The organism is Alkalitalea saponilacus (assembly GCF_900168165.1).
In the GTDB taxonomy this organism is placed as follows: Bacteria; Bacteroidota; Bacteroidia; order Bacteroidales; family Marinilabiliaceae; genus Natronoflexus; species Natronoflexus saponilacus.
This window is the reverse complement of sequence record NZ_FUYV01000017.1, coordinates 36,816-55,129: the sequence shown is the minus strand read 5'-3', so window position 1 is coordinate 55,129 and position 18,314 is coordinate 36,816. Positions and strand designations below refer to the sequence as shown.

The following is an 18,314-nucleotide window of genomic DNA, read 5'->3' as shown; positions in this document are numbered from 1 at the left end:
TTCTTTCTTATGGCCTGCAATAATCTTCGATTTAAGCCAGCCGATGTATCTACCAAACTCTAATATAAAAAATACCGTTCAACATACTTACCAAAAGAAACAGCTTCTCTGTTCCATAAATCGAGAATATCTTCCACAAGGAATCTTTGTTGAAATAGGATTCTAACCGCATCGGTACCTACAACTTTGTCAAACATATCTAGTCGGGCAGGAGCGCACATCTCAAAAACATTTTTATCGGGGTGGAGTGCATAAGCCTCCTGAAGAACATAAAACTGAATAAGCGATAAAGGCACTTCTGAAATGTCTGTGATGTGAACCTGTACTCCATGGATCAAAGTCCCTTGCGATACGCTATAATATGGCCGGTAATGAACCGGCCGAAAGATGACCCCCGGAATATTGAGGTTGTTCAGGTTTTCCGCTAATCTTGGAGCATTGATCCATTCGGCTGCAAACATTTGAAAGGGCAAAGTATATCCAACACCGATGTTCATCACGTAAAGTTCACCAAGAATTCCGGAAACGGGGTAAAACCATGCTGTTTCAGCATGGGGGATGTGTGGCGACGATGGTACCCATGGAAGGCCTGTTTCCATGAAAGTCATTTCCCTGTTCCAGCCTTCCATTTCAACCACATAAAGTTCGCACTGAACGCCGTTTTTTAGCAATTGCTCTTTATTTAGAAAAATGGCCAGCTCTCCAACGGTAAAGCCATGTACATAGGTTACAGGGTACTGACTGACGAACGAAATAAATTCATTTTCTACCAGAGGGCCTTCAAATTTAAGTCCGCCAAGCGGATTGGGGCGGTCTAGAATAACCATTTTTATGTTATTCTCGGCGGCAGCCTCCATTGCCAGTCCCAATGTGCTGATGTATGTGTATGAACGTGAGCCAATGTCCTGGATATCATAAACCAGCACGTCGATGTTTTTTAGCATTTCGGGAGTAGGTTTTCTGGTGTGGCCATGAAGGCTGAAAACCGGGATTCCGGTTTTTTCATCACGGGCATCCGCCACATGGTCGCCGGCGTAGTAATCTCCACGAACGCCATGTTCCGGTGCGAAAAGAGCTGCCATATTTACTTCCGGCGCCTCGTGAAAAATGTCGACAGTAGATTTTAAATGGCGGTCAACTCCTGTTGGATTGGTAATTAACCCTACTCTTTGGTTTTTTAAAACATCAAATTGCCGATTCCGCAATACCTCAACGCCGGTTTTTACTTGCGATGCCAATGGGGTTGCAAATAGTAGCGTAATTATGAATATTAAAGTGCCTCTCATTCTATAGTTGATCATAATCCGGATTTCTAATGTTTAAAACAGAGCATAAATATAATCATGTCTTTTTTATAATTGCATACTGACTATTTATAATATTTACTGGTCAATATCTTTCGGATCCTTCTTTGGCTTAATTACATATCTGTTGATTTGAAGCAGGTGTTGTTTTTCATAATACGCGTACAAAAGCATTACTTTATAAGAATGGTGTTCACTACTTCAGAGGCATTATTGGCGTTAATTGAAGTAAAGATTTCGAGTCCTGTATAGATATCTTTGTAACTTTGTTTTGTTTCTGCTGCCGGATAAATTTTTAGGTATAATTTTAATCCATCTATAAATTGTAAATCATCAATTTCTATAAAATAGTTGGCAAACTCTAGTTGACTATTCTGAAATAGTACATCAGTTACAATGTATCTGTCGTATGAAACTTCAGATGTATTACTTAAGTAATATCTGAGGGGACTATAGGATAATTGTTCGATTTGATTTATAATTTGAACCTGAAGCATTAACTTATTGTCATTTTGTCCCAATATTATTAAATCAGATACTTCGTGCTGTGGAAGTTTATACAGCATAATCTTGTGTTCATGCATTGATAGGTAAGTTAGCTCGCTTCTGCCGGTAAATTGATAGTTCGCGATTTTGTGTTTACAATAACCATCTTTTTCGAAGTAGATATTATATGTTCCACTTTTTAATTCGTTTATGGTAAAAAAGCCTTCTGCATCTGTTAATGCTTCAATGTGAGAAAGTAATGACGAACGGGAATCCTTAACTTTTACTAAAATATCGCGATGATCTTCCTCTTCAGAAAGAGCTACAAATCCAATCAATTGACCTGTAGAGACCTCTCGTTTAATATCTTTTTGGCAGCTTGTTATGATGAATATTATAAATATTATTTTGGTAATGTTTATAGTCTTTTTCATGTTTGATTTTAAATGATAGTATATGAGTTAATTGGCATGTGGATATTCTGTCTGTTCTTTATTAATTTCTGTTTTTCGAAGCAGATAATGCAAAACGTTTTTATCCTCACTTGAAAAAGTATAGGCTTGGACAAAACTATATCCATTCTGAGTTAGGAAATTCAATGCCTCAATCATTGAGTTAAAGGTTTTCGATTTGCCATTTTCATCCATAATTAAATGACTTCTATTGGAAAAAGTCATTCTGTCCTGACCGTAATCTACTTCTATTTTTATATTTATTCTGGAGCCTTCCGGCCTGGCGCTGATTTGAATGTATTCAGCTTCTATGTCTTTAATTGGGATGTCGTTGACGGTTTGAGAATTGCTGTCTAAAAATGAAAGTGATAAGATAAGCGAAGTTAGAATTAAAGTTTTCATAATGATTAGATTTGGTAGTTATGCCGCCCCTCCGGGGCTTTGTTTCTGCATGTTTTGTTTTTCTATTATGATATCGCCCCTCCGGGGCTTTGTTTGTGCACGCGATATTTTTCTATTATGATGTTGCCCCTCTGGGGCTTTGTTTAATTTCCTTCTATGATTTTTATTTCGTCGTTGGTTAAATTATAAAGTTGATAAATTAATTGTGTTATGTTTTTTTTGATTATGTCGCCCCTCTGGGGCTTTGTGCCGGTGTTTGTTGTTCTTCTATTATGATATCGCCTCTACGAGGCTTTTTTTATAATTGCATTTTATTTTGATGTTGCCCCTCCGGGCTTTTGTGAATTTACATCCTGTTTTCTTTTAATCATTTCGCATTTTATCTAATTCATACTTCAACCTTTCACCCATTATGTTTTTAGAAACTATAATCCCATTGCCATCCAGTAAAACATTTTGGGGCAATCCCGGTAATTTATAACGTTTTGCAACTTCTGATGAAAACCCCTTCAAATCATTTACATGTGTTTTCCAAATCAAACCATCCATTTCAATCGCCTTTAGCCAAGCTGATTTATCTTTATCAAAAGATACAGAAAGAATTATAAACCCTTCCGCAGTACGAAAATTTTTATCTTTATACTGATTATAGATTGCAATTGTGCTTTGCTTATTCCTACAACCTTTGCACCATGATGCCCAAAAATCAACCAAAACAATTTTACCCCTTAAAGATTCTAATGATAGAAGCGTTTCATCAATCATTGGCAGCTCAAAGTTTGGAGCTTGATTGCCCACTCTCAGTCCTGTTGTTGGACTTCTTTGCGAAACTGCTTCAAAACAAATTATTACTATAAAAGCCGAACACAAAAAATACGAAATTTTATTATTCATAACGCGATATTTTACTATTTTCAAGATTTCTCTAGAACTATTTTATCTGTTCTTCCTGCATTATTTGCTCTCTTTGCACGCGTTGCCCCCTCTTACCACTTGAAAAGAAATAAGTGAATTTGAGTAAATAGACAGGTGTTTTATATCTCAGTTTAGATATGTCTTCATAAGTGTTATCCCATGATTTCATGTTAAATTTAACGGCCGTAGGATTAATCAATGATAAACCAATATTTCCTTTTCCTTCAAGTATTTCCTTTGTTAAGGAAATACGCTCAATAAAGGGACTTTCATATATGTGCATATCTATTCTGCTTTCGCTAAATCCGGAAGTAAAATCTACTCCTAAAGATAAATCAAAAGGCAAATGGCACTCGAGACCAAAAAAAGAATAATATGATAGGCCATTGTATTGAGATGATGAAAAATATGATTGAAAAATATTTATATCGGCATCAAACTCAATAAAATCAAAGAAGCTTGCATTACCAGATATTCTTAGACCTATTTTGTTTTCCCAATCAATGTTTTCCCACACACTTCTTAATACTCCATTTTCCATCGTGCGAACCATCCCAAAAATATCATCTGACCGCTGGTGATAAAATGACGTTGAAATGAATAGGTCATTTTTTCTATAGGTGTGTCTTAGAGAAAAGTTATGTTGCTTTTCAACATCCAACTTCGGATTCCCTGAACTGACAAAGGCTGCATCTCCGGAATAGTAATCAAAGGGGATCAGCATCTGAAAAGAGGGATATCTTAAACGCCTGTTATAGGTAAAACCAACGTTGTTACTCTGATTAATTGAATACATTACAGACCCAAGAGGCAAAGGGTGCAAATCCCGGGATGACAGCGTATCAGAAATATTTATTGTAAGATGCTCCATCCTGACACCTGCCCTTAACGAAATGTTTCCTTTTCTATGAGTAAAATCACCGTAAAATGAATTTCTGTAATCCCGATACTCCAAACTTATCGCATTATCAGAATCAAAAAAATCATTGTGGATTTTTCGTCTAAAAAGTTGATAACCCATATTCCAGACGATGTTTTCATGTATGGGTTGAGAGTAGTCAACTTTTATATTAATTGACCGCATTTCATTTATGGTTTTTTCTCTTCGAATAGTATGCTCAAGAGCCATCTCCTGAAGGTGGAATGTACGGTTAATATATTCATCATTCCTTGTTCTATTCATAAGAAACAGGTTGCTGTTAAGCTTTAATTCCTGCCTGGGCTTAAGTTTTAAATTATAAAAGAGGTTGTAGTTGTGTTGCTTAGCATCATAAAACGTATTGTCTTGTGTATTAGAACTGTATATTACATTATTGTTTTGCAGGGATTGAGAATGTGTTAACTGAAAGTCTTCAAAGTCATTAAGAAGCATGTTTCCGGTAAAACTTAATATGTTTTTATCATTTATTCTATAATCAGTTCCATATTGAAAACGATGGCTGTTGGTTTTCATAAGGTTTTCAGGACTAATGGAGTAGTACTGATTTATGACATCTCCAAGAAAATCATGTCGATTACGGGTCTCTATGACATTTCTCTCCTTGAAAGCATTTAAGTTATAACCGGCAAAAACCCGTAGCTTGTCAAAATTGTATTCAATTTGAGCATTGAAATTATTTTGAAGATTTACAAAACTATACTCAAGACTCGATGCTATATGAAACCCTTTTTCTATATCAGGTTTTAATATAATGTTAAGCACGGCTAAAATATCGCTTTCATATGCTGCCGTAGGGTTTTTTATTACTTCTATTCTTTCGATATGCCTGGGGTTAATTGCATTGATGTTGCGATCGCTGCTTGCTCCGTTTATTAGTATTAAAACATTATTGCTGCCTTCGACACTGATTTCTAAATCTCTTGGACGTACTCTGACTCCTGGTATCTTTGATAACAAATCCAATCCGGTGGTAGATGTTTTTATGCTTTGGGCATCAGGAATAAAAACATCCTTGTCAACCAAAGATCTTAATCCTGTCCTTTCTCCTTTAACTACAACTTCTTGCAATTCAGTGAAGTTTGATTGTAAGACAATTGTGTCTAAATCAAGGTGATGACTTTCAGCAGGCAAATCCAGTTCCCGAATGAATGAAGAATAACCGATAAATGATACGGTAATTCTGAATCTTTCACGAGGGACATTCCTTATACTGAATAATCCTGCATCATTTGTTATAGCACCCATCATTATGGTATCCTTTGCAAAAATATCAAGCACGATAGTGGCATAGGGAATGGCCTGATGGTCTGAGTCAATTATTCTTCCTGAAATATTGAAATGATTAATTTGCGAGTAACAACAAAAGGGAAAAATAATCGCTATAAGTTTTACAATTGTAAGCAGCTTTTTCATTTATGATTTTTGGTTAAGGTTGAAATTGTAGTTAGTGGTTTTTTTCGCCCCTCTGGGTCTTTTGCTGTTGCATGTTTTGTTTTTCTATTATGACTTCGCCCCTCCGGGGCTTTCGTTATTTTCCTTCTATGATTTTCATTTTATCGTTGGTTAAGAAGTAAGGTTGGTACACCAATTGTTGGATTTGGGATCCAAATTGTAATTAAGCTCCGTAGGAGCGATATTATTCAGTCCATTGGAAAAGATATTTTTCATCGTAATCAAGATCGAATTTTTGTAATAGTTCTAAATATTCATCTTTAAATGATTTTGCTTTGTGGTGTTTTTCTTGATTGTTTATGTATCTAATAGCCGCATCCGAAAGTTTTATATGCTATATTATAATATTTGGTTGTTCTTGTTCTGTGTCAGTGTTCAGCAGCCAGTTAAAAACATTAAGATGCTTAATTCCGCTTCTGTTTTGAGTAAAGGAGTCTGACGTGAGTAAAAATTTAGGGTAATTGTCGTTGATTTTTTCTAATGCACCAAACTCTCGTTCAATTGTGCTTTCACCCGCCATTTTCCAAGCAACCTGGTAATACTCAATATCGCCTGTCTTGGTTTTGCAAACAAAATCAACTTCGCTATTTCGTGAAGTACCAGTCCAAATCTTGTTGCCTCTTCTAAGCAGTTCCAGATAAACTACGTTTTCTAATATATGCCCTCTGTCCGTAGTACGTTCTTTTCCCGCCAAAATATTGAGCAATCCAACATCCACTAAATAATATTTTTCTTGAGTTGCCAATTGTTTTCTACCTTTTAAATCGAAGCGGTTTACTTTGTAAAATACAAAGCTTGCTACTAAATAATCTAAATATTTCTCAACGGTGGTATTGTGTGTGTTTTGTCCGTCTTGTTTTAATGTTTTTGCTATATTCCCGGGCGAAAGAGGGTTCCCAATGTTGGAAGCTACAAATTTTGTAATATTGCCAAAAGCCCGCTTGTCGTTTATTTGGTGACGTTGTGTAATATCTTTTTCGACAATAGTGGCGTAAATTGCTTCCAGGTACTCATATATCTTATCGAATCCGCCCTCTCGCAGTTCAACACCTTTGGGTAATGATGTTTCATTTACATAATCAAAAAAGAGAGCTTCATAATTGAGGTATCTGTTTGATATGTCAATTTTGCGAGCAGTTAAGTACTCTTTGAATGAGAAAGGCAATATAGAAATTTCAATATATCGACCACTTAAAAGTGTTGCTAATTCACCTGACAGTAAAAAAGCATTTGAACCTGTGATGTAAACATCTATATTCGGTTTTACGAATAACCCATCCACCAATCGTTCAAATTCGTTTACATTTTGCACCTCGTCTAAAAAAACATAGCAGGGCTTTGATAAATCTAACTGACCGATTATATGTGCATACAAAGAATCTAAGTCGTTAAGAAATTTGCGCAGTTCAAATTCTTCAAAGTTTAAAAACACTATTTGCTTCTCTTTCACCCCCATTTGCAATAGCGTTTGTCTATATAGTTCAAACAAGGTGCTTTTGCCGCTTCTGCGCAAACCACTCACCACTTTTATCAGGTCTTTGTCTTTATAAGCCAATAACTTGCTTAAATATTCTTCGCGATTTGTGTAATTATTCATACTGCAAAGATAATGACATAATCATTAAAACATGCATGACTTGCAAGTTTTAATAATTTGGTAAATATTCCTATTAATCATTGTTGTTTGGTTATGGGAGTTTTGGATTATTTCGCCCCTCTGGGGCTTTTGTAAATAGGCGCCTTGTTTATCTATTATTATGCCGCCCCTCCAGGGCTTTGTTGTTGCATGTTTTGTTTTTCTATTATGATATCGCCCCTCCGGGGCTTTTATGAAATTACACCCTTTTTCCTATTAGGATATCGCCTCTCCGGGGCTTTGTTTGTGCACGCGATATTTTTCTATTATGATGTTGCTCATCCGGTGCTTTTGTTGATTCCTTCTATGATTTTTATTTCACCGTTTGTTAATATGTAAAGTTTGTAAACCAATTGGTGGATGTGATTTTCAAATTGTAATTAAGCTCCGTAGGAGCGCCATCGTAATAGCACGATTCTTTGTAGTGATTTTGAAGCTCCGTAGGTGCGATATTATTCAATCCATTGGAAAAGATATTTTTCATCGTAATCAATATCGAATTTTTGTAATAATTCTAAATATTCATCTTTAAATGACTTTGTTTGGTGGTGTTTTTCTTGATTGTTTATGTATCCAATAACCGCATCCAATTGAGATTGAGCATAAGAAAAAGCTCCAAAACCTTCTTGCCATTGAAATTGCCCCATAACTAATTGCTTTTCATTTACCCATTTTGATGAATTTGATTTAATGTCCCGAACCAAATCAGATATAGCAATGTTTGGTTTAATGCTGATTAGTATATGTATATGGTCGGCCATTCCTCCAATGGCATACGCTTTTTGTTCTTTGCCATTAATAATTCCACAGATGTATTTATGTAATTCGTCTTTCCATTTATTTTGAATGAGGTTTTGTCGTCCTTTTACCGAAAACACAACATGTAAATATATTTGGGTATATGTATTTGCCATTTTGTAATTTATTTTATTGTTTATGTCGGCCCTACGGGGGTTTATATATGCGCTGTTTTCTATTATTATTTCGCCCCTACGGGGCTTTGTGTCTGTGTTTGTTGTTCTTCTATTATGATATCGCCCCTCCGGGGCTTTGTTTAATTTCCTTCAATGATTTTTGTTTCGTCGTTGGTTAAGATGTAAGGTTGGTACACCAATTGGTGGATTTGGGTTTCAAATTGTAATCAAGCTCCGTAGGAGTGCCATCATAATAGCACAATTGTTTGTGGTGTTTTAGAAGCTCCGTAGGAGCGATATTATTCATTTCATTGTTGTTATTTGGTTATTGGGGTTATGGAATATGCCGCCCCTACGGGGCTTTTGTTAATATATGCTCTGTTTTCTATTATGATATCGCCCCTCTGGGGCTTTGTTGTTGCATGTTATGTTTTTCTATTATGATGTTGCCCCTCCGGGGCTTTCGTTAATTTCCTTCAATGATTTTTATTTCTTCCTCCGTCAATTCGTAAAGTTGGTAAACCAATTGGTCGATTTGGGATTCTAGGGCGGCGGTGTCGGCTGATGGGTTTTGTTTTTTGAGGGAGAGTATTGAATTCACCAAATCAGAAATATTTTTACGGACGATATCGTTACCCATTGCAATTGGAATTTGACTGAAATACTTCCAAATCAATTGATAGCCATTCTGAATTGCTGTGCAATATTTTGAAATGAGCCACCAGCCAATTTTTGAATTTAGGATGCCTAAAAGAACTTTGTCTGCCGATGGTATAAACCACATAGAATCATTACAATACATTGCATTGTTATCAAGAATAAAACAAGGTTTAACTTGAAATTTTTGATACATTATTTTGGGTGAAAGAAATTTATCGTAATAATCGCAAGCCCTTAATTCCCACCAGTAATCGCCTTTATCGGTACGGGCTTCTGCTTTTTCTTTATGCTTTATAAGATGTTCGGCCAGTCCGGGGTAATTGCCCCTGAACCACGCCCATGCTTCATCATATTCAATATATCCATATCTGGGCATAGCTTCTGAAACATAGTTTGGGTTATCTGGAGGAAGGTTTCTTTTAATTGTAAGCCCTTTGGGGACAAGGATTAGCCAGCTTTTATTTTTTGTTGTAGCATAAGGTTTAACATCTCTTCCCAATAAAAATGGCTTGATTAATTGAGCCGAGTTAGAGTCCGATGAAATGATGCGATTCCTTGTTTCATCGTCAATTAAAAATGCTTCTGTCAACCCAGTTTTAATACCATATTTGCCCATCTGGCCCAAATAAGATTCTAACTTAACACCATTTTTATTAAGCTTTCTTAGAAGTTCTTGTGATAGAGAATCTTCAATAACCCATGTTTCGCCTGATAAAGATGATTGCTCAATATTAAGCTTGTTTGACTCAATATAACTGCCGAAGTTTTTGAAAAAATCAGATGTTTTAATTTTTGTGGTGAAAAAACTTTCTGCTAACGTTTTTTTGCTTGCTATCAAAATACACGGATAAGTAGTTGCTTCATCAAATACCTGAATGTCTCCAAAATCAATAATTTCCAATAAATTGTTTTCCAAAAGGAATTTTCTTGCAGGCTGACCATAAGCGGCTTGCATAAATTTATTTGGCATAATGTAGGTGAAGACTCCGTTATCTTTCAAAATCCCAAAACCTTTTTCAATAAAATATACATAAATATCAGTAGTGCCAGTATGAAGCCTATAATTGGTTTTGTAAAATGACTTAAATTCCTTTAATTCCTCCTGCCTTATATACGGCGGATTCCCAATCACCACATCGAATCCCACAAAATCGCCATCATTGTTAAGCACTTCGGGGAATTCGAAACGCCACTCAAAGGCGTTCTCATAAATTTTGTTGCTTTTAATCTCTTCAATGGCAGCTTCCAGATTTTTGGCTTCGGCTGTTAGTTTATCAACTTTTTTGTTCCATTCGGCTTTTTCTTTTTTAGCGAGTTCAAACAGGGTTGTTTGGTTTGCCAAAGCAAACAATTCGCCATTTACGGTTCGCAGACGCTTTACTTTGGGGTCGTTTTGCGATATTTCGCTGCGGAAATTGGTTTTAATATCGTTAATTAAACGTTCCATCTCCCTTTTTTGCTCCTTGTTTTGGGCGTTTCGGTAGGTTTGCACAGCAACCCGGTAGCCGTCGATGGTCCATTTTGATGAACTCTTTTTTAATGCCTGTTTCAAATCAGAATCCAAAGCAAAACGACTCACCAGAGAATTTCCACATTTTATATTGATGTCGATGTTTGGTAAGGTTTGAAGTTGGGGGTGGTTAGTGAGGGCGTGACTTTGAGTCACACCCTCACTTTGTATATAGTATGCGTTTTTCAAAAGTTCAATCCATAAACGCAATCGGCAAATTTTAACGGAATTAGGGTTTATGTCAACACCAAAAAGGCAGTTTTCAATAATGGATTGCTTTTCGTGAAATAAAGTTTCCTGTATGCGTTGGCTTTCTTTGCTTGTTGGGTTGTATTCGAATAGTTCGCCATCTTCATCGGTAACAATTAACTCGTCGTTGATTACTTCAAAATGATACTCTTTTAATCTTCGGCCTTCACGGTCTTGCAAAATTTTCAAATCGTTTTTAATGGCAATGATTTCATTGAGAGCCGACACCAAAAAGTGACCAGAGCCAACGGCGGGGTCACATATTTTTAGGTCGTTTATAATTGTATTGGCTTCGTGGCGGTCTTCAATTTTATCGTACAAAGAATCTAAATCGGTGCAATTCCAACCTTTCGTGTTATTGAACTTCTGAATAACGGCTTTTCGGATGGTTTCACGACACATGTACATGGTAATAAAACCGGGCGTAAAAAATGAACCGTCCTTATAGCCGTTAATCTTCTCGAAAATAAGTCCTAAAACCGACGCATTTATAATCGTTTTGTTGTCTTCCTGTATTTCCTCGCTTCCCTCACTCGAAAAGTCGTATGCGCTCAGGAATTTAAAAAGATAATTGAGTGTACTCAGTTCTCCCGTCAGGCGTTTGCCTTTGTCGTCCTTTAATACCGTTTGCGAGTATATTGGTATTGTTTTTTCATCTCTCATGTTACTTATAAACAGAGTAACATGCTCCAAATCTGTTGGCTCAAACAGAGAGCTGTTCAGATATGGCACTTTGGCAAAAAGGTCTTTTATGTCTTCGCCGCGTTCATTATGTTTGCGAGCCAGTACCTGAAAAAACAGGCTGTTTAAATCGTCGTAATTTTGAATTCTGTCAGAGTTAAGGAGCTCATAAGATTTGTCGCCTTTGTGGTAGGTTATCAATTGACCTTCCAATAGCTTCAAAAAGAGGATTCGGTTAATCCATGTAATGCTTAATTCAAGAGCTACATTAAACAATCTTTCAGGTGTGTTTGCGCCGAATTGGTTCGGGTTTTGCAGTCGCGAAATTTTATCAAGACTGTCTAACTGTATGATGGCATTTTCTATCAACGAGCCTGTGTTTCTCTGGCCTTCCTTGTTTCGCTCAATAACCTTCTTACTTCCCTGTTTTGTTTCTGTTAATCCTATTAAATGAAGTAATTCGCCATAAAACCTTTTATCAAGGCTGTTGCTGTCGTTTGCAAAAGGGAGATTTAAAAGATGTTCGGGCGAGAGGAGTTTGAACAATGCAATTAACTTATTATCGTCAGTTTTGCTCTCGTTTCGTAAAGGTTTTTCATACTCCCGAATATCGAAATAAGTAAATTCGATGTCGTTTTTTAACTCAGATATGAATGGTTCTGCTATCTCTGTGTAAAAAACTTCTGTTGTTTTACCACTGTTGGTAAACACCTGAAATTGTTTTATTAAGCTTTTGTTTTGTGCAAAAAGGCGTTCAAAAAGTTTTTCGTCAAACACGTACCATTCGTATATGTTTGAAATAATGAGGTGCTTAATATTGTGGTTTTTTTCCGAAATTCTCTCTCTTAAATAGTATAGCAGTAGTTCATGAAAAGCTCTTTTGTTGATGCCGTCGCATTTAATCATTTCCGATTTGTTGCTCGGACGTTTCGCCTCAATAATAACAGCCACATCAGATTTATTGGATTTTCCATGATGTATTACCAAATCCTTTGTATCTTTCGTGTTTATCTCATACGAATCCTTGTAGTAAGTGTCTCTTAAGAAGTCTCTTAAATGCGTTTTCTGATTTTCTTCTCTTTCAATCTCATCAATTTTCCCAATTAATTTAATGAGATTATTCTTGAAGGCTTCAATTTCAGTTCTACCAGGTTTTACTTTAAGAAAGGCTTTGTTTAAAGCCTTCCGAGGTTTCAGGATTTTTATTTGCTCACTCATATATTTTTCAGTTGTATTGGCAAACCGAAAGCGGTTTCCATCAATCAAATGTCACTTAAAAGTTAGTCACTATTTACAAATATACAATTATCTGTGAGTGTGCTGTTTTGTGTGTTGGCATTTTTTATTTAGTTTAATCAGGTTTTGTTTTTTCCCGGTCTTGGTGTTGGCAGCCGGTTTTAATTGTGCCTTTGCCCTAATTTCTCTACTTTGTTCAACCAATCTTGTCGTTTTTTCTCATTTGATGTTTTAATTGGCCCCAATGCCGAAATCTTTACTGGTTTAACGCCACAAAACTCTAAAATCCCCTTTTTCATTGAATTGTGCCCCGGATTTTTATAAATCAATGCATAGAACCATTTCGGTGTATCCATAGTTACAATCAGCCTTGCAGATTTACCTTTTAGTAATTTATCCCAAAGCAAAGAGTTATTGCGATATTTAAAAGAAAAGTCGGGTAAAAAGACTCTGTCAATAAACCCCTTTAATAATGCCGGATAGGTTCCCCACCATGTGGGATAGACAAATACTAAATGGTCAGAATCCAAAATATCTTGTTGAATTTGCAATAAGTCAGGTTCAAGTTCTGTCCGTTTTCTATAACCATATTGCAGATTTAAATTAAAATTTAAATCAATCAGATTCACCAACTTGCAATCAGATTTAGTCGATTGGGCTCCGTTTTTGTATGTAGTTGCTAAATCAGCACAGAAGCTCTCCTTGTCAGGATGCCCGTTAATTATTAAAATCTTTTTCATTATGCGCGTATTACGATTTTCAAACTTCTTTTTCCAGTATCTTTCTATAGGCTATAAATATAATTACAGTTCCTGCCGTAACGCATGCGATGGTATGGCATTTACAGGGATATGAAGCGAATATATGCCGTATTACAATGTTTTTTTACGAGTTAGAATTTTTCAAAATTTCTTCAACCAAATTGCGGTGCAGAGAGTTTCAAAATCATTACGAGAACTGATATTACATATACATTCTGCTACCAAATGTTTATAGTATTTTTAATCATTTCTTATTGCCTCAAAATAATATACTCCATCAGAAACCCTAAACAGGATGTGGCCATTCTCTATCCCATAATATTTTAATATTTCTTTATTATTGATTTCACTCCCATTTTTCCAAATAGATTTATTATCGAGTTTAATCGTTGTAATTTTTTCTGCCGGAATACCAATGATGGCTTCGGTTGCTTTTGGGATGGTAACATTAAGTTTAAAAATATCGTTTGAATTCTCAAAACTGCTTTTGATGATTCCTTTTACCGATTGAATAGTTGCAGAGGCATGTTTTACTGAACCCGGATTAGGAACAATTTGAAATAATTTATACCCGGGCTCAATAGGTTCAATGCCACACAAGTATTGCGATAATAATGTAAGTGGGCCTCCACTCCATGAATGATTGGTCGTACCACCTCCATATCCCATTTCGCCTATGCCCCAACCTTCAAAAAGAGTTGTATATTCTGGGTGGTTTACCATATCTCCATATCGATTTTTCATTCGCTCAATGGCATAATCTACATACCCCATTTTAAATAAAGCTTCCAACACAAATTTCTCCATGTACGGACTTGCGTGTTCTTCTTTCTTAAATATTTTAAGAAGAGCCGGGTACTTTTCCTTGTCAGCAATACCAGAAACTACTGCAAGTGCCTGACTTCTGTCATCAGTTTTTCCTTTATAGTCAGGATGTCGATAGGCTGTCCCATTCCAGAAATCAGAGTTCACAACAATCTTAATTTTTTCCATTAATTGTCGGTATTCCGAAACATCTTCCATTAGATTCAGATCCTCAGCCATATTGGCAGCTCCTTTTAGTGCCAAATAATAAAACATGTTTGTTATAAGTTCCAGATCAATATTCTCGCCCCAATCACCCCACGACCAGCCTCCATGTCTGACTTTAACAGCACCATTATCATTAAAATCCCAAATGTGTAAATATTTTTTTACGCCATCATATAAGTCTGAGATGGTTTGAATATCGTCTGTGTTCAAATAATAATTCCAAAATCCATAGTATCCAATGCTTGTGAGCATCTGAACAGGTAGTTCCTTGTCCCAGTTTCCGGCAGGTATTGGACTAAAAAGGGTGCCATCAGGCCTTTGCCAGTTAATTAATTCGTACATCCCTTTTTTGATTAACAAATGACTTAATGTGTCAAGTGCATAAAATGATTGTCCTGCCTGTATAACAACATCACCCCACCATTGGGCACGTTCTCGGTCGGGACAGTCCATAAAATTATCACGCATGGTAATATAAAGAGTACGCTGAGCCTTTTCCCAAATACTATTAAGGAAGTCACCAGAACTGGTGAAACTTCCGGCAAATTCGGTATCATACCCTGTTTCACGGTATTTTAGGTCTAAAACCTTAACACCTGCGGGTATTTTATAAATGACTTTATGTCCATTCATCCATCCATAGCTTTCGTATTCCTGAACACCTTTACGGGAAACATATTGAGCGTAAACATTAGGTTCGCTTCCACCCATAAAGTTGTCGGTTATTATTTCAATTATATGACCCTCTTCTTTTGTTTCAATTTTAAGGTATGGCGTAATTTGCAAATTAGTGGGTAATATGCAGGTAATTGTAGTATCTCTGTTATATTGAAACGGAAAAGCCGGAGCCTGAGCATAAGATACAAGTTTGGAATCCTTCCATTGAGGAATAGGACGAAGTTCTAATTTATTCCAAGGAGACATTGGTGGCGTTCCAAGTACTCTGGCATTTTTCCAGTTTTTTGTCGAAAAGTCATTGGCATACCATTTCCCTGGATCTTTTGTGGCATCATATCTGATGCTGGATTCTGGAAGCCGAAAATTTGGAAAAGGAGAAGGACAGGTTTGATATGCTTCATTTTGGATCACTTTCCATGAAGCATCAGTTAATATTGTGATTTCAGGAGTTATACATTCAAATAAAAAACCAAATTTTCCACTGCTGATATGAGAAAATCCATCTTTCCCAAAATACCAGCCTAATACTGATATATTATTAGAGCCTATAGTCAGATAAGCCGATATGTCAACCACATCGTAATAAGTATCTTTAGGATTAGGACCACGTTTTAAACCACCTTCAAACACTACCATTTCCCCATTAATCCACAACCAATATTTACTGTCAATAGCAATTTTTGCCAATGCTTCTTCAGGTAATTTTTTCAAATCAAAATCTTTTCGAAAAGAAAACCATGAATTACTTTCATTCTGACTATCAGGGTAAGTAATCCAATTTGCTTCCCAAATATCTTGTCCGTTCAATAAATTTATTTGAAAAATCAAGATAAAACATAAAATAAGTTTACTCATAGTTCTAAAGATTTGTTCTTGAAATGTTGCGTAAAGTCTTACCTGTCTGATTCGGTTCGTGTTGCAGCTTGCTAACTTGGACACCGTGCAAAAGTTTAAGCGATGCAGCGAAAGCCAAACTATCAATATGCCCACCTATTGTTGTCTATAACATATATCTATTTGTGTTTATACCTGTATGCATAACTAGTTGTTCCTTTCCTGATAGTGTCCAAATCTTAATGGGGCGCCCATAATGATAAAAAGCGTTTTCTCCGTTTGCTGGTCATTTACATTGAACAATACGATTAATTCACTTTTCGGTGGGTATGTTTTTATGCAAGAAACACAAAATATTTCAACATTCTCAACACAACTATTACATTCTAACCAATCTTTGAGTTTGTTTAGCCCCTCTTCGTCATTTAGGTTTGCATCCAGACTATTTAGGTATTTGTCTATATACACACCGGTTTTATGGTATTCTTCAGAATTAATATGGGCACAAAATTCAAAGTCATCAGAGCATTTTACATCATCTTTTGTGCAACCTGTATGTATAATGGTCAAAAAGAAGATAGTTGAGAAAAGTTGCCTAATAGTTTTCATTTTCTGTTTTTTAGTATTCGGTGAATGTCATTGGACAGAAATCTTATTATATTTACTGAAGTTCATTGGCGATTCAAAAGTTGACTGTCTTTTTGGGTGCTCTGGAATTGTTTGCAACTGTCACGTATCTGAAATGTTGGGAAATATTAGTTGCGTATTTGTCCGTCATTATCCCTATAAACCTGAATTGAAGAGGGACAGAAATGTTTGAATAAACCTTTTATCACCAAATATAATATTTGCAACTATAGTTTAACGACTTATTTATCAACTTTTTTGCGATTAATGCATAAACTCGCTTATTTTGTAATCGATTCCTTTTTTCCGGAATTATTGTACTAATGCAATATTTAAATTGTTAATAATGAGGTTTTCACGTCTTTTCCTGTTTCAACTCCCGGTACTTCTTTTAATGGTTGTGTTGAGTGCTTGTCCGGCTTCCGGAAATCCGGATGTTTTCGCCGGCCCGCTAAAAACCGGTGCAGACCGCATTCACGAATGGTTGCCTATGGTTAAGAATCAAAAGGTTGGGTTGTTGGTTAATCACACTGCTGTAACCGGCAATGTGCATTTGGTGGATACCTTACTTTCTTTGGGAGTTGATGTGGATAGGATTTTTGTGCCGGAACATGGATTCCGTGGAGATGCCGATGCCGGAGAACTCATTGATGATGGCGTTGATGCAGCCACAGGTATTCCCATTGTTTCGCTCTACAGCGAAACACGAAAACCAACACCGGAGCAAATGGCAGGACTTGATGTTGTTATTTTTGATATTCAGGATGTGGGTGTTCGCTTTTATACCTACATATCTTCCATGCATTACATGATGGAAGCCTGTGCCGAGGCCGGAATTCCTTTGATTGTTCTCGACCGGCCAAATCCCAATGGCGATTATTTTGATGGTCCGGTTTTGCAACACGGATTTACCTCGTTTGTTGGCGTGCATCCCATTCCTTTGGTGCATGGATTAACGGTAGGCGAACTGGCTTTAATGATTAACGGACAGCGATGGCTAAAAGATAGCATGCAATGCCATTTAACCGTAGTGGAGGCGGTCAATTACACAAAAGATATGCAATATTCGGTCATGATGCCGCCATCGCCCAATCTGCCAAACGATTTGTCCATCAGGTTATATCCATCTCTCTGCTTTTTTGAAGCCACCAACGTAAGCATTGGCAGGGGAACTTACTTCCCGTTTCAGGTCATTGGCTATCCCGAGCCAAAATACGGCGAATTTACTTTTACGCCCGTCAGCATAAAAGGGATGGCCACCTCGCCTCCTCAGCAAGACAAAAAATGCTTTGGCGTGGATTTACGTGAGTTGGAACCATGGGAGCAAAGGTTTACTTTGAAATACTATATGGATTTTTTGCGGATTTCAGGAAATAGTCCCGATTTTACCTCACGCAGACGATGGTTTAATCTTCTGGCAGGTAACGATACGTTGTTAAAGCAGATAGAATCCGGCATGAGCGAAGAAGAAATCAGAGCCTCCTGGAAAGAAGAACACGAAGCTTTTGAACGCATGCGCAAACCTTATTTGCTCTATAAATAATA

General features: G+C 36.6%; 12 protein-coding genes. 1 reads left to right on the top strand and 11 read right to left on the bottom strand.

The genetic code is table 11. The features are described from left to right. Nucleotides 1–59 precede the first annotated feature (59 nt). From B5X70_RS13400 to B5X70_RS13350, 11 genes are all read right to left on the bottom strand, one after another. On the bottom strand, nt 60–1,301 hold the full coding sequence (locus B5X70_RS13400) for an exo-beta-N-acetylmuramidase NamZ family protein (RefSeq protein WP_232468311.1): 1,242 nt from the start codon (nt 1,299–1,301) through the stop codon (nt 60–62). Between the two features lie 176 nt (nt 1,302–1,477). Continuing rightward, complete coding sequence (locus B5X70_RS13395) at nt 1,478–2,224, bottom strand: carboxypeptidase-like regulatory domain-containing protein (RefSeq protein ID WP_079558419.1); 747 nt, start codon at nt 2,222–2,224, stop codon at nt 1,478–1,480. A 27-nt stretch (nt 2,225–2,251) separates the two neighbouring features. Then, nucleotides 2,252–2,644, bottom strand: coding sequence for a hypothetical protein (locus tag B5X70_RS13390; RefSeq protein WP_079558418.1), 393 nt, complete (start codon nt 2,642–2,644; stop codon nt 2,252–2,254). Nucleotides 2,645–3,007: 363 nt separating this feature from the next. Next, nucleotides 3,008–3,538: a TlpA family protein disulfide reductase gene (locus tag B5X70_RS13385; RefSeq protein WP_079558417.1), complete on the bottom strand. Its 531-nt coding sequence runs from the start codon at nt 3,536–3,538 to the stop codon at nt 3,008–3,010. A gap of 37 nt (nt 3,539–3,575) precedes the next feature. Beyond that, nucleotides 3,576–5,912: a TonB-dependent receptor gene (locus B5X70_RS13380; RefSeq protein ID WP_079558416.1), complete on the bottom strand. Its 2,337-nt coding sequence runs from the start codon at nt 5,910–5,912 to the stop codon at nt 3,576–3,578. 373 nt (nt 5,913–6,285) lie between these two features. After that, nucleotides 6,286–7,548: an ATP-binding protein gene (locus tag B5X70_RS13375; protein WP_079558415.1), complete on the bottom strand. Its 1,263-nt coding sequence runs from the start codon at nt 7,546–7,548 to the stop codon at nt 6,286–6,288. Between the two features lie 491 nt (nt 7,549–8,039). After that, complete coding sequence (gene tnpA / locus B5X70_RS13370) at nt 8,040–8,501, bottom strand: IS200/IS605 family transposase (protein WP_079558414.1); 462 nt, start codon at nt 8,499–8,501, stop codon at nt 8,040–8,042. Nucleotides 8,502–8,967: 466 nt separating this feature from the next. Beyond that, on the bottom strand, nt 8,968–12,819 hold the full coding sequence (locus tag B5X70_RS13365) for a class I SAM-dependent DNA methyltransferase (RefSeq protein WP_079558413.1): 3,852 nt from the start codon (nt 12,817–12,819) through the stop codon (nt 8,968–8,970). 179 nt (nt 12,820–12,998) lie between these two features. Beyond that, nucleotides 12,999–13,577, bottom strand: coding sequence for an NAD(P)H-dependent oxidoreductase (locus B5X70_RS13360; protein ID WP_079558412.1), 579 nt, complete (start codon nt 13,575–13,577; stop codon nt 12,999–13,001). Nucleotides 13,578–13,838: 261 nt separating this feature from the next. Next, entirely contained in the window at nt 13,839–16,163 is a 2,325-nt protein-coding gene (locus B5X70_RS13355; RefSeq protein WP_079558411.1) for an alpha-L-rhamnosidase-related protein, read from the bottom strand. 186 nt (nt 16,164–16,349) lie between these two features. Continuing rightward, entirely contained in the window at nt 16,350–16,751 is a 402-nt protein-coding gene (locus B5X70_RS13350; protein ID WP_079558410.1) for a hypothetical protein, read from the bottom strand. Between the two features lie 364 nt (nt 16,752–17,115). Here B5X70_RS13350 and B5X70_RS13345 point away from each other — a divergent pair, with 364 nt between their 5' ends. Continuing rightward, complete coding sequence (locus B5X70_RS13345; RefSeq protein ID WP_079558409.1) at nt 17,116–18,312, top strand: exo-beta-N-acetylmuramidase NamZ family protein; 1,197 nt, start codon at nt 17,116–17,118, stop codon at nt 18,310–18,312. Nucleotides 18,313–18,314 lie beyond the last annotated feature (2 nt).

Excerpts from the sequence above, each read along its gene's own strand:
- B5X70_RS13400 (WP_232468311.1), bottom strand. The coding sequence starts at position 1,301 with ATGATCAACTATAGAATGAGAGGCACTTTAATATTCATAATTACGCTA.
- B5X70_RS13395 (WP_079558419.1), bottom strand. The coding sequence starts at position 2,224 with ATGAAAAAGACTATAAACATTACCAAAATAATATTTATAATATTCATC.
- B5X70_RS13390 (WP_079558418.1), bottom strand. The coding sequence starts at position 2,644 with ATGAAAACTTTAATTCTAACTTCGCTTATCTTATCACTTTCATTTTTA.
- B5X70_RS13385 (WP_079558417.1), bottom strand. The coding sequence starts at position 3,538 with ATGAATAATAAAATTTCGTATTTTTTGTGTTCGGCTTTTATAGTAATA.
- B5X70_RS13380 (WP_079558416.1), bottom strand. The coding sequence starts at position 5,912 with ATGAAAAAGCTGCTTACAATTGTAAAACTTATAGCGATTATTTTTCCC.
- B5X70_RS13375 (WP_079558415.1), bottom strand. The coding sequence starts at position 7,548 with ATGAATAATTACACAAATCGCGAAGAATATTTAAGCAAGTTATTGGCT.
- tnpA (WP_079558414.1), bottom strand. The coding sequence starts at position 8,501 with ATGGCAAATACATATACCCAAATATATTTACATGTTGTGTTTTCGGTA.
- B5X70_RS13365 (WP_079558413.1), bottom strand. The coding sequence starts at position 12,819 with ATGAGTGAGCAAATAAAAATCCTGAAACCTCGGAAGGCTTTAAACAAA.
- B5X70_RS13360 (WP_079558412.1), bottom strand. The coding sequence starts at position 13,577 with ATGAAAAAGATTTTAATAATTAACGGGCATCCTGACAAGGAGAGCTTC.
- B5X70_RS13355 (WP_079558411.1), bottom strand. The coding sequence starts at position 16,163 with ATGAGTAAACTTATTTTATGTTTTATCTTGATTTTTCAAATAAATTTA.
- B5X70_RS13350 (WP_079558410.1), bottom strand. The coding sequence starts at position 16,751 with ATGAAAACTATTAGGCAACTTTTCTCAACTATCTTCTTTTTGACCATT.
- B5X70_RS13345 (WP_079558409.1), top strand. The coding sequence starts at position 17,116 with ATGAGGTTTTCACGTCTTTTCCTGTTTCAACTCCCGGTACTTCTTTTA.